Consider the following 12,425-nt stretch of genomic DNA (forward strand, 5'->3'; position numbering starts at 1 on the left):
CTGCTTCCGCTTCAATCGGCGCTTTGCCATGGCTGAGATGACCGAGCGCATCGCCAATGCAGTCTGCTGCTGCATGCCTTGCACGGAGCGGGATCTCAGGCTTGCGGAGGCTTATGGGTAATCAAGTAAGACCATACCTGTGTCACAGACCTCCTCGCAGGTATGGTTTTCATGGATGGCCCCCCTCTACCAGGAAAGATGGCGCCTCTCAACAAGCATCGTCTGCGGACCCCCGCCTTGCCTGCCGAACACAGGCCGTCTTCATTTCACTTCTCACACTGACACTCAGCCTCTACCCCGGTCAGGCGAGTTTCAGGATGGTGTCAAAGCATGGGCTGAGCCATTCAGAAACAGTGCCACAAGGATTTCTCTGCATACTCCTCCATTCGCTCTGGACGGGCATGAGTCGATGGCATGGCTGCATCTACCGCTCAAATGAGAAGATCTACTTCCAGCTGTTCATCGTATTGATCACTATCCAGCCCTTCTTCTTCACTTCGTCGTAGGGCAGCTGGATGACGGTGCCAAGGGGAGCCATGACAGCGATGTTCAGCTTCATCACCACGACAGTATTGGTTCTCATGCTGGGCTAACAGCATGAGAACCAATGATTCAATCGCGATGGAGGACTACTGCAACGACATCGGAGGACAAGGGCTCGATACAGTCGCTTGTGACGATTTGGGCTTCCCCCGGTTTCAAGGACAAGTCGATAAGGGTCACGTCATGACCATCAGACTGTCCATCGATGACCAATCCATCCAGAACCAGATGTCGGTTTACGGTGCAACAGAAGGCTGAGGCCGTGGAGCTTTACCTGCAAGAGAGCCTTTCCTGCAACACCGTGGCCGAGCGGCTCGGCCTTCCCACCAGCAGCCTGGCTCGCTGGGTGCGGCAGGCCCGCATTGATCGGGGCCAGGCTGGCACCCGTGACCAAGGCCTGCTCACCAGTGAGGAGTGCACCGAGCTCAACCGGCTCCGCAAGGAGGTGCGAGAGCTCAGGAGGGAGAAGGATTTTTTCAGGCTGGCGGCAGCGCACGTTGCCAAAGAGCCGCTGCCGCCGAAGGGTTTCGCCTGATCGACCAGCTGGCCACACGTCCCTCGGTGGCTTGGCTGTGCCGGCAGCTGGGAGTGGCCCGTAGCGGCTACTACGCCTGGCGACACCGGCAGGAGGCGCCGGGACAGCGGGCGGCCGAGAACGCCGTGATCACCGCTGAGATCCAGGCGGTGTTCCATGGGCACCGCGGCTTCTACGGCTCCCCTCGGATCCACCAGGAGGCGCGCGCAGCAGGCCATCCGGTGGGCCGCCACCGTGTCGCCCAGCTCATGCAGAGGGCTGAGCTCAAGGCCCGGACCCGCAAGGCGTTCCGGCCCTGCTCCAGGGACCGCAGTGGAGCCGCTGGGGTGGTGGAGAACCTGCAGCAGCAGCTGCAGCATGTCCGCGAAGGGCTGCAGTTGGGACAACGCCGTGGTGGAGAGCCTTTTCTCCACCCTGTAGCCGAAGGCTTCTGCGAAGCAGTAGCTCGAACTCGATCTCGATGACAATCGAGAAGTCTTGATCTCACCCCAACAGCTGCAGCGCGATCTTGCGTTCTGGATTGAGGGGTATGACAACCGCGAGCGCCGCCATTCAACGATCGGTTACATCAGTCCGATCGACGATGAGCAGCGATGCATCGTTGCCCCTACACTCACTAGCGTGAACCTTTGATCGGTGTCGACGAAATCGGGGGAACCCCATGGGGAGCCCAGACGCGGAATGCCACACCATCTGAACTGAGGTTGGAGCCCATGTCTGGAAGGGCGAGCTGCGTTTCCATCGTTGACTCCGACTGAGGCCACCGTTTCAGAATGAGCGGGACCCAGAGCTCTGGAAGACGAAAGGGGAAGCCAGCTTCACCGTCAGATCCATCAGCTTGGATCTGCGGCCTGATGCAGGTCAACAATTTAGCTTCATCACTCGTTACGCTATTGAAAGGCCTTGCTGCAGCTTGCATCTGCACCTTCGTCGCCGGAGAAACGCGCCATGGGCGACCGACCAACATTCGCCGCCTGCGGGCATGGGTAGCCTTTGATTGTGACTCAGATAGAGACAGACTCTATGGCGATTCATCCAAGAAATCTTGTTGCTTCGCTAGTAGCGTTAGCACTCATGATTTCCACCTTGCTGATTCCATTGCCTGCCATGGCCATGGCCAGCGATCACGTTTCCCACCCCATCGTCATTGGAACCATGTCAAACAGAATGGATGCTACCGCTAAAGAAGCAGAGGGCAAGTTGGAATCTGCCTATGGTGAATTGACTGGTGATACTGGACACCAAATCAAAGGAAAAGCCAAGCAGGTTCAGGCCTCTGCCATGAACACAGCAAAGGACATGAAACAAGGTGCAAAGTCAGTTGCCAGGAACGTTCGTGATGCAGCCGGACAAATGGCAGACGATCTGAGCTGAACCACACAGACGTCGCCATTGCAGGATGGCGACGTCTGCTGACAACTCCATGCTCAGGCTGGCAATCGCTAGGCTGAGCGTGATCTCATCCAATCACGATTCATTCCCGTTCACGGAGAGAAATGATGCTGGAGTCAATCGCCGTACTCTTGGTCGTTCTCTGGCTGCTCGGCTTGCTGACCAGCTTCACCTTGGGAGGATTGATCCACATCTTACTCGTGATCGCAGTGATAGCGATTATATTCCGCCTGATCAGCGGGCGTCGTATCTGAATCCTTATGAGGCACCCAAATCCCATGAATCCATATATTATTGTTGATACGGCTAAAGCATTCGATCAGGCAAGTGCCGATCTTCAGGCCGCTGTGACAGCGAACGGATTCGGCGTGTTGGCAGTACTTGATCTCGGTGACAGCCTGCGCAGCAAAGGTATCAACTTCTCCGAGCAGTGCCAGGTATTTGAAGTGTGCAATCCCCAGCAGGCAGCCTACGTACTGAGCAAGGACATGAAGCTGACCATGGCCCTGCCCTGCCGGATCTCCGTCTTCACCGAAGCAGGCCAGACCAGGATCGGCATGATCCGGCCCGAAGGCATGCTCAGCAACTTGTCTACCGAACCAGGCTTGATGGAGCTGGCCCACGACGTTGAATCCGCCACGACAGCCATCATCCAGTCTGCGGCAATATGAACAGCAGCAGCATGAGCGGCGGCGGCCTGCGCTCACGATGATGCCCAACAATCACGCAGACAACCGGCCTTAGACCCGAGGCAAGGAGAACCACAAAACAATCCCATCGAAGGACGGATTCACCCCTACGAAGAAATCCAACCAAGAACCCCAACGACGATGAGTCCAGCACAGCAGCGCCATGGGCACACTGGGGAGTTGGACGACCTGGATGGACAGCAGCAGCAGGACAAGCTGAAGTCGTCAGCGAATGGGCTGAGTCAAAGCGAAGCGCTGCGTCGCTTGGCTCAGTATGGCAGTAACGAACTTGCCGAAAAGAAGACGAATCAGTTTCTGAAGCTTCTGACCTATTTCTGGGGTCCGATTCCATGGATGATCGAAGCGGCGGTGCTCCTCTCCGCAGTGGCCCAGCATTGGCCCGACTTTGCCATCATCCTGCTGCTGCTTCTCGCCAATGCGGTGATCGGCTTCTGGGAAGAGCACCAGGCTGGTCATGCCATCGCGGCACTCAAAGCCAAGTTGGCCATGAAGGCGCAGGTGAAACGGGATGGCCACTGGACCACTCTGGAGTCGCGAGACCTGGTACCGGGCGACGTCATCCATCTACGCCTCGGCGACATCGTGCCGGCGGATGCTCGCTTGCTGGATGGTGATCCGCTGCAGGTGGATCAGTCGGCGCTGACGGGTGAATCATTGGCGACCATGCGCCAGTGCGACGACGCCGTGTTCTCGGGATCGATCATCCGCCGGGGCGAAATCGATGCCATGGCCTACGCCACAGGAGCGAACACATTCTTCGGCAAGACAGCTGAACTGGTGCAGGCAGCGGCCAGCGTCAGTCATTTTCAGCAAGCCGTTCTGAAGATCGGCAATGTTCTGATCCTGCTGGCTGTGGCGCTGGTCTCGGTGATCATCACAGTCGCGCTGCTGCGCGGCGACCCACTGCTCACCACCCTTCAGTTCGCCCTGGTCTTGACCGTGGCTGCCATTCCCGTGGCCATGCCCACCGTGCTCTCGGTGACCATGGCGGTGGGAGCACGTCTGCTCACGAAACAAGGGGCGATCGTGACGCGGTTGGCGGCCATCGAAGAATTGGCTGGCGTGGATGTGCTGTGCTCAGATAAAACGGGCACACTGACCCAGAACACGCTGACCCTTGGCGATCCATTCAGCGTCAGGTCGTCCAGCTTGGATTCATCCAGCGGAGACAGGGATCCGGATCTGGTGATTATGACCGCAGCCCTGGCCTCACGATCCGACAACAAGGATCCAATCGATCGGGCTGTGCTGGACGGACTGGGCGATCCCCAGAGACTGGATGGCTATGAGTTGGTTCATTTCCAGCCCTTCGACCCGGTGCATAAGCGAACCGAAGCCACCGTCAGAGGATTGGACGGGCTCGAATTCAAGGTCACCAAAGGTGCACCGCAAGTGATCCTGGCGTTATCGGCCAATCGTGCCGAGGTGTCGGCTGCCGTGGATCGCGCGATCAGCGAATTTGCCGCACGAGGGTTCCGCTCGCTGGGCGTGGCCCGCACGGATACACAGCAGCAGTGGCAATGTCTTGGAGTCTTACCCCTGTTTGATCCTCCGCGCGACGAAGCCAAAGCGACCATCGCCACGGCACACCAGATGGGCGTGACGATCAAGATGGTGACAGGTGATCAATTGCCGATCGCCCAGGAAACAGCCGAGAAGCTGGGGATGGGCTCGATGATTCTCGATGCCAGTGGGTTCGGGGCCACCACAGCTGATCAGTCGAAGCGCTTGGAGGAGTCGATCGAGAAGGCGGATGGATTCGCCCAGGTGTTCCCTGAGCATAAGTTTCAGATTGTGGATGTCCTCCAGCAGCACGGTCACATCGTCGGCATGACAGGCGATGGGGTCAACGATGCTCCCGCACTGAAAAAAGCCGATTGCGGCATCGCCGTTTCGGGCGCAACGGACGCGGCGCGTGGCGCGGCTTCGATCGTGCTGATGCAGCCGGGACTGTCCGTGATTATCGAGGCCATCAAGGCAAGTCGCAAAATCTTCCAGAGGATGAACAGCTACGCGATTTACCGCATCGCCGAAACGCTGCGTGTTCTGCTATTCATGACCGTCTCGATCCTGGTTTTCAACTTTTATCCTGTATCCGCCGCGATGATCGTGATGCTGGCCCTGCTGAATGACGGCGCCATCTTGTCGATTGCCTACGACAACGTACATGTCAGCAGCGATCCAGAACGATGGAACATGCGCACGGTCATGGGGATCGCGGCAGCCTTGGGCGCCATTGGTGTCGTTTCAGCGTTTGGGTTGTTCTACCTGGCGGAGCGCGTCTTTCATCTTGACCGTGCCCATAGTCAGACCCTGATGTACCTGAAGCTCTCCGTGGCTGGACATCTGACCATCTTCCTCACACGCACGCGCGGACCTTTCTGGTCCATACGACCAGCACGGGTTCTGCTGTTGGCCGTTTGCGGCACGCAACTGGTGGCGACTCTGATCGCGGTGTATGGATGGCTGATGACCCCGCTGGGGTGGGGTTGGGCCCTAGTGGTCTGGGGCTATGCCCTGGCTTGGTTCTTGGTCAACGATCGGTTGAAATTGATGGCCTATTCGATCCTGAGCCCACAGCTGCATTCCGATTGACCAGGGGTGAGCCACGACGCCCATCCGAGCCCGCAATGCCGAACAAGGAGAGGCCGCGGCCAGGATCGCCATAGGGTTGGTCAGCACCTCCACCCTGGCCTCACCTGCCCCTTGCGGCCCAACGCCCGTGATCCAGTTTCTCCACACCGCCGATTGGCAGCTCGGCAAGCCCTACGCCCGGGTCAGCGATCCCGACAAGCGGGCCCGCCTGCGCCAGGAGCGTCTGAGCGCCATCGGACGGCTGGGGCAGGTGGCGCAGCAGCACGGGGCCGCCTTCATCGCGGTGGCGGGTGATCTGTTCGATTCCCATCAGCCCACCCGCTCCGACGTGTCGGCCGCCTGCAGCGCCATCGGGGCCCTGGAGCTGCCGGTGCTGGTGATTCCGGGCAACCACGACCACGGCGGCGCCGGCAGCCTCTGGCAGGAGTTCTATTTCAAGGAGGAGCGTCAACAACTGGCCCCCAACCTGCATGTACTGCTGGAGCGCCAGCCGTTGGAGCTGGCCAGCCTCGGCCTCGGCGCCGGGGTGGTGCTGCCCTGCCCATTGCTGCGCAAGGCCGAACCCGTCGATCCCACCGCCTGGTTGCGCCACCTGGACTTCACCGCCTGGGCAGACCAGCCCCGCATCGTGCTGGCCCATGGATCGATCCAGGGATTTGGCGCGGAAGACAGCAGCGACACCGACGACGAGAATCCGCCGGTGCCCACCAACCGCATCGATCTGGCCCGCCTACCGGCCGGGGAGATCGACTACATCGCCCTCGGCGACTGGCATGGCCTCAAGCAGGTGAGCCCGCGGGCCTGGTACGCCGGCTGTCACGAGATGGACCGCTTCCCCCGCAGCGCCGCGTACCGCTCCGGTCAGGTGCTGATGGTGAGCGTCTCGCGAGGTGGGCAGCCAGAAACCTTTCCGGTGCCCACCGGTGGCATCCGCTGGCATCAGATCGCCCACCGGTTCAACAGCGACGCCGACCTGGAGCGCCTGGAGCAACTGCTGCGGGATGCCATCGGCCCCCGCAGCAACGAAGACCTGCTGCTGCTGGAGCTTGAGGGCAGCATCAGCCTGGCCGCTGCCGGCCGCCTGCAGGATCTGCTGCAGCGCCTCGAGGCCCGCCTGCTGCGCCTCAAGCGGCGCGACCACACCCGTGTCGCCCCGGATGCGGCCGAACTGCGTCAGCTCACCCGGCGCTCCGGTGATCCGTTGGTGGCCCGCGTGGCCCAGCGGCTGCAGCAGCTGATCGAGAGCAGCCCGGAAGACTCCGCGGAACTGGCCCGCATGGGCCTGCGCGAACTGCACCGCGCCTGCGAAAGCCACTGAAGACGGACGATCCACGAGGACACACCAGCCCATGCGCCTGCTTTCGGCCCGCATCCGCGACTACCGCCTGCACCGTGACCTGACGGTGAACTTTGATCCCCGCTTCACGGTGATCGCTGGACCGAACCAGTCGGGCAAGAGCACCCTCGCCGAAGCCCTGCACCGGGCCCTGTTCCTGCCGGTCAAGACCGGTGGCGCCGTGCTCGAGGGCATGAAGACCGATCCCTTCATGGCCGATCCCGAGGTGGTGCTGGCCTTCGCCGCCGGCGGCGACACCTGGACGCTGCGCAAACGCTTCGCGGGCAGCCGCGGCAGCATCGCCTTGCAGGACTCCGGCGGCCGCAGCCTCCAGGGCGATGCCGCCGAGGAACGGCTGGCTGAACTGATCGGCACCGCCGCCGTGGCCCGCAACCGTGCTGCCGCAGACCAGCTCAAAGAGCGGTGGGGCCATCTCTGGGTCTGGCAGGGGTCCGCCAGCGACAACCCCCTGGCGCTCAGCTCCAGCGCCTATGACCACGACCGGCTGGTGGAGCGTCTGCAGGCCGGTGCCGACCTGGGGGTGCAATCGCCCCTGGATCTGGCGGTGCTCGACGACATTCAGACCCGCTGGGCCACGGTCTTCACCCCAGGCAGCGCGACGCGTGCTCCCCAGCTGCGCCGGGGATCGGAGTTGCAGCGGGCCCGCGAGGCGATGCAGCAGGCCGAGGTTGAGCTGGCCGCCATCGGCGACACGTTGCAGCAGCAGGCGCAGGCCCAGCAGGCCTATGCATCGGCGACTGAGCTTCAGGACCGCCTGGCCATCGAACTGCCGCAGCGCCGCAAGGAACGCCAGGCCCTCGAGGAACGCCTGGGGCGCAGCCGTGAGCTCCAGACCCTGATCGACCAGGAGGGCCCTCTGCTGGAAGGGCTGCGCAAGCAGCTGGACGAGCAGCGGCGCGACCAGCAGGAACTCCAGCAGCAGGGCCAACAGGTGGCCGCGCTGGAAGCCGCGCTGGCGCCAAAAGCCGCAGAGCACGGAGCCCTGTGCAGCAAACTCCCGGCGGCTGAGCAACAGCGGCAGGTGGCACGTACCCAGCTCGATACCCTGCGGCAGGCCAGCGCAACCGGCACAACCGCCGCTGAACAGATCGAGCAACGGCTCAGCCGTGTCCGCCTGCAGCTTCAGAAACAGGAACTGGCGCAGCAGCTCTCCAGGGTCGAGCAACTGCAGGCAGACCTGACAGGCCTGGAGAAGGATCTGCAGCGCCTGCCCGCGATCGATGCCAAGGCGGTGGAGGCCCTGCGCCGATTAGGGGAAACTGTCCAGACCAGCCGCGCCAGGGCGGAGGCCATGGCAACGGGCCTCGAGGTGATCCGAGCCGGCCAGTCCATCCGGGTGGATGGCGAGGACCTGACTGCCGGCACCACCCGGTTGCTGGCCGAACCGACCGTGCTGAGGGTGGGCAACGACGTGGAGTTGCGGCTGGTGCCCGGTGGTGGCACCACCGCCGCTGCGGCGCAGCAGAAGCTGCAGGACGCGGATGCGGCCCTCGGTAAGGCCCTGAGGCTCTGGCAGGTGAGCAGTGTGGAGGAAGCTGCCACCGCCGAGCGTCGGCGCAGTGACCTGCTGGCGGAACGGGAACGGCTGGCCGCTCAGCGTGGTGCCGAGGATCCGGCGAGCATTCGCCAACGCCTCACGGCCCTGGAGGCACAGCTCGCAGCACAGCCCGCCGATCCGATCGACGACACGGCGTCCGATCAGGACTCGACAGCCCGGCTCGCTTCCCTGGAGCTGGACCTGCAGAACGCCCGTGCCGTCCGAACCCAGGCTCTCGCCGCGGAGCAACAGCAGCAGCGCAGCCTGGAAGCCAGCGAAGCGGCGCTTGAGGCCCTCAAGGCCTCGATCGAGACCACCAGCCAGGCACTCCGCGATGGGGAGTCGCAGCTGCTGGAGGCCCGGACCCGCATCAATGCCGTGCTGCAGCGTTGCCGTTCCGCCGCCAACCTGGAGACGGTGATCACCGAGCTGGTCACGCGCCTGCAGCAGAGCGAAGCCAGGCTCGCCGCGCTGGTAGCCGAGCGGGCCGCCCTCGAGCCGGACCACCTGGATCTGCAGGCCCGGAGCCTCGATCGGGCCATCGCCACGCTGCAGCAGCAGGAGCGTGAGGCCCATGAAGCCCGCATCCGTGCCGAGAGCCGACTGCATGGCGATGGACGCATCGATCTGCAGGCTGAACTGGAGCAGAAACAGGCCGAACTGGAATCGCGGCGGGTGGAGCGGGAGCGCCTCGAACAGGAGGCCGGCACGCTCAACCTGCTGCGCCAGCTGCTGGAGGAGGAACAGAACGCCATGGCAAGCCAGTACGCCGCTCCGTTGACGAAGCGCATCGCCACCTACCTGGCCCATGTGTTCCCGGATGCGCCCCGCACGGCGCTCTCCTACGACGCCCGCCATGGCTTCCAGCAACTGCAATGGCGCCGCGGCGGTGAAGCCGCCTTTCCATTCGAGGTGCTCAGCACCGGCGCTCGGGAGCAGTTCGCCGCCGCCCTGCGGGTGGCGATGGCCGAAGTGCTGGCCGGGGCCTACGACGGCAGCCTGCCGCTGCTGTTCGACGATGCCTTCGCCCATTCCGACCGGGAGCGGCAGGCCGGGGTGGTGCGGATGCTGACCGAGGCCAGCGCCCAGGGTCTGCAGGTGGTGCTGCTCACCTGTGACCTGGAACGCAGCACGCTGATCGAAACCGCCACCCAGGTCAGGCTCGGGTCCGGCTGAGGCCGCCGAGGCCCCGCCTGAGCCGGAAACGCTGCAGCGCTGCAGCGAGATCCTCCAGGCGCACCGGCTTGGTGAGGAAGTCATTCATCCCGGCACCCTGGCATTCCTGGCGCTGCGTCTCGAACGCATAGGCCGTCAGGGCGATCACGTACAACCCCTGGAAACCGCGCCGGCGCAACTCACGCGTGGCTGAAACCCCATCCAATCGGGGCATCTGGATATCCATGAACACCAGATCAATCCCACCGGCCTCGATCCGCTCCACGGCGGCCTGACCGTCGGCAACAAAGTCAGCCTTGAGGCCCAACTTGGCCAACATCAACTCAATCATCCGCTGATTGACGCGACCATCTTCCGCCACCAGGATTCCGACACCTTGAAGGCCTTTCACCTGTGTTTCTGACAGCACCTCGGATTGCTTTTCCGAGGGCACCTCGGCCAGGGTTTCTGACAGCAGCTCGACTTGCGGTTTCGATGTCGCCGGCTTGTTTGCTTTCAGATCCACCGGATCAGCTGATTCAGGTTCCTTCACTGTGGACAGCGCTGACCGCGCCGGGGCCAAGGCGAGGCTGAAGGGAATCGTGGCCGTGAAGCAACTCCCTTCACCGAGCCTGGAGACCACGGCAAGATCACCACCCATGAGCCTGCAGAGGCGGCGGGTGATGGCCAGACCAAGGCCGGAGCTGCGGCCATCCTGATCCCTCAGGGACTGACGGGTGAACTCTTCAAACAGGATGGCCTGAAAGTCGTCGGAGATGCCAAGGCCCGTATCCGTGACCTTGAAGCCAAGGTCAACACCATCCTCACCACGCGGCGAAGACTCGACAACGAGACTGACGCCACCGGCATCCGTATATTTACAAGCATTGCCGAGAAGATTGAAGAGGATCTGACGCAACTTGACCTCATCCCCAAGCAGCCATCTCGGCGCCTCTGGAGCCAGCGAAACCTCGAGCGTCAACGCCTTGGCATCAGCCGCCTGACGAAATAAAGTCTCACAATCCTTGATCAACAGGTGGAGATCGAATCGCCTTAACGCCAGCTTCAAGCGCCCGGCTTCAATGCAGGAAAGGTCGAGAATGTTGTTGATCAGGCCAAGCAGATGCTCACCGCTCCGCTGGATCGACTGGGTCAGCTCGCGCTGCTGCTCATCCTGATCGGTGTGCATCAGCAGCTCCGTCATGCCGATCACCACATTCATCGGCGTCCGAATCTCATGGCTCATGCTGGCCAGAAATCGGGTTTTCGCCTCATTGGCCGCCATCGCTTCATCCCTCGACGCCTTGAGCTCACGGGTGCGCAGCTCCACCTGCATCTCCAGATCATCCCTGGCTGCGATCAAGCGCTCCCGGGCTTGAACAATGGTGCTCTGATCCCGGAAGGTGAAGATCAAGGAACTCTGGCCCGGCAGGATCACCGTGGCCCAGGACACCTCGATGACACGGCGTGGCGGCGCTGTGGTCATCTCCCAGGTCACTGTTCCGTTGCTGTCCAACGTCCAGAACGGCAACAACGGCAACGGTTCAGCATCACCGAGTTGATAGCGGGCCGGCAACAGCTGGATCAGCGGGACGCCCAGGCACTGAAGCCGGAGCCGGTCGACGAAGCGCTCGAACGGAGCATTGGTCCATTCGACAACGCCCTGTGAGTCAGTGAAGACCAGACCCTCTTGCACCACACCGAGGGCCGCTTCCATCCGCCCCAGGGTGGAACGCAGCGTCGAGATCAGTCTCTGGGGATCCTCCAAAACGCTCAAGCGGGGGGACGCCGATCCCCGGAACGCGCTGATCGCCGGTCGATGATCGCGTTGATCACGCCTACCCGTTCGATCTCTCCGATCACCTTAGCCGTGGTGTGCGGGGAGGCCCCAGGCAGACAAAGCCATCCCTAACCGAAGGGATGGCGCGCGCAGATGTTGTCGAGCGGCTTCACCAGAGGGTGGGACCGCGACCGCTACCCACCTGGCAGCCCATCTGGGACCCCAGCAGTGCACCCAGGGGGACGGCCCAGGTACGGCCGTCGTCGCGCGAGGCTGCATAGCCGACGCCGCCGCCCACCAGGCCGCCCACCAGACGGCCCACATTGCAACGTTGATCCAGCTGGGCCTGCTCCACCACCGGATCAGGGCCATACACCTGGGCGGTCTCACCCCACCGCTGGCTGGGCTGGGGAACGGGAGGGAGCGGGGCGGGGCGGCCATAGCCCCAGTCCCAGGGAGCCGCGGTGGCCGCCAGTGGGCTGAACAGTGCCGTGGCCACAGCCGCCAGGCCAAGCCAGCGGAGAGACCGGGCACGGCGGAGCGCGGAGGCATTGCCGGTGGTGGAAGGAGCAGCGATGGATGCGCCGGTGATGGATGCGCTGGTGATGAATGTCGTCATGGTGAACATGTGAGGAGGACCTGGAGAAAGGCCGGCTCTGCCAGGCCTCCCTCCAGCACGCCCCTACGGAAGCAAGCCCGGATTGCAGGGCTGTGACCGCAACCCCAGGGGTTCTGACCAGATGCAACTGCCCTGCGCGGCTGCCCTGCGCCGCTGTGCCTCGCCGCAGGCCGATGAATGCATCGGCGTCAGCGATTTGCCA

The 12,425-nt window shown here is 62.8% G+C and carries 10 protein-coding genes; 8 read left to right on the plus strand and 2 right to left on the minus strand.

The window, feature by feature from the left end; genetic code table 11:
* Positions 1-748: 748 nt before the first annotated feature.
* The 8 genes from VB716_RS04025 to VB716_RS04060 all read left to right on the plus strand — a co-directional run bounded on the left by VB716_RS04025 (position 749) and on the right by VB716_RS04060 (position 9,845).
* Positions 749-1,078 carry a transposase gene (locus tag VB716_RS04025; protein ID WP_323269783.1) on the plus strand — a complete coding sequence of 110 codons (330 nt, stop codon included), beginning with the start codon at positions 749-751 and terminating at the stop codon, positions 1,076-1,078.
* 26 nt (positions 1,079-1,104) lie between these two features.
* Positions 1,105-1,542 (plus strand): IS3 family transposase, encoded by a 438-nt coding sequence (locus VB716_RS04030; RefSeq protein WP_323269784.1) that lies wholly within the window; start codon positions 1,105-1,107, stop codon positions 1,540-1,542.
* Positions 1,543-2,101: 559 nt separating this feature from the next.
* Positions 2,102-2,452: a CsbD family protein gene (locus VB716_RS04035; RefSeq protein WP_323269785.1), complete on the plus strand. Its 351-nt coding sequence runs from the start codon at positions 2,102-2,104 to the stop codon at positions 2,450-2,452.
* A gap of 125 nt (positions 2,453-2,577) precedes the next feature.
* The gene (locus tag VB716_RS04040; protein ID WP_322757624.1) at positions 2,578-2,724 is read left to right on the plus strand and encodes a lmo0937 family membrane protein; all 147 of its coding nucleotides are present in this window, start codon (positions 2,578-2,580) and stop codon (positions 2,722-2,724) included.
* Between the two features lie 24 nt (positions 2,725-2,748).
* Positions 2,749-3,141 (plus strand): DUF302 domain-containing protein, encoded by a 393-nt coding sequence (locus VB716_RS04045; protein WP_323269787.1) that lies wholly within the window; start codon positions 2,749-2,751, stop codon positions 3,139-3,141.
* A gap of 198 nt (positions 3,142-3,339) precedes the next feature.
* Positions 3,340-5,775, plus strand: a complete 2,436-nt coding sequence (locus tag VB716_RS04050; protein WP_323269788.1) for a plasma-membrane proton-efflux P-type ATPase — start codon at positions 3,340-3,342, stop codon at positions 5,773-5,775.
* 127 nt (positions 5,776-5,902) lie between these two features.
* On the plus strand, positions 5,903-7,093 hold the full coding sequence (locus VB716_RS04055; protein ID WP_323269789.1) for a metallophosphoesterase family protein: 1,191 nt from the start codon (positions 5,903-5,905) through the stop codon (positions 7,091-7,093).
* Positions 7,094-7,124: 31 nt separating this feature from the next.
* Positions 7,125-9,845, plus strand: a complete 2,721-nt coding sequence (locus VB716_RS04060) for an AAA family ATPase (RefSeq protein WP_323269790.1) — start codon at positions 7,125-7,127, stop codon at positions 9,843-9,845.
* Here VB716_RS04060 and VB716_RS04065 read toward each other — a convergent pair.
* Both VB716_RS04065 and VB716_RS04070 read right to left on the minus strand, forming a co-directional pair.
* Entirely contained in the window at positions 9,826-11,160 is a 1,335-nt protein-coding gene (locus VB716_RS04065; protein WP_323269791.1) for a response regulator, read from the minus strand. The two genes, VB716_RS04060 and VB716_RS04065, sit on opposite strands and share 20 nt — an antisense overlap.
* 613 nt (positions 11,161-11,773) lie before the next feature.
* The gene (locus tag VB716_RS04070; protein ID WP_197158846.1) at positions 11,774-12,223 is read right to left on the minus strand and encodes a glycine zipper 2TM domain-containing protein; all 450 of its coding nucleotides are present in this window, start codon (positions 12,221-12,223) and stop codon (positions 11,774-11,776) included.
* Positions 12,224-12,425 lie beyond the last annotated feature (202 nt).

It is taken from the genome of Synechococcus sp. CCY9201, assembly GCF_034931105.1.
Lineage (GTDB): Bacteria > Cyanobacteriota > Cyanobacteriia > PCC-6307 > Cyanobiaceae > CBW1002.

What these genes read in the sequence shown, in the direction of transcription:
- VB716_RS04065 (WP_323269791.1), bottom strand. Translation starts at nt 11,160, where the DNA reads ATGCAGGTGGAGCTGCGCACCCGTGAGCTCAAGGCGTCGAGGGATGAA.
- VB716_RS04040 (WP_322757624.1), top strand. Translation starts at nt 2,578, where the DNA reads ATGCTGGAGTCAATCGCCGTACTCTTGGTCGTTCTCTGGCTGCTCGGC.
- VB716_RS04060 (WP_323269790.1), top strand. Translation starts at nt 7,125, where the DNA reads ATGCGCCTGCTTTCGGCCCGCATCCGCGACTACCGCCTGCACCGTGAC.
- VB716_RS04035 (WP_323269785.1), top strand. Translation starts at nt 2,102, where the DNA reads ATGGCGATTCATCCAAGAAATCTTGTTGCTTCGCTAGTAGCGTTAGCA.
- VB716_RS04070 (WP_197158846.1), bottom strand. Translation starts at nt 12,223, where the DNA reads ATGACGACATTCATCACCAGCGCATCCATCACCGGCGCATCCATCGCT.
- VB716_RS04025 (WP_323269783.1), top strand. Translation starts at nt 749, where the DNA reads ATGACCAATCCATCCAGAACCAGATGTCGGTTTACGGTGCAACAGAAG.
- VB716_RS04045 (WP_323269787.1), top strand. Translation starts at nt 2,749, where the DNA reads ATGAATCCATATATTATTGTTGATACGGCTAAAGCATTCGATCAGGCA.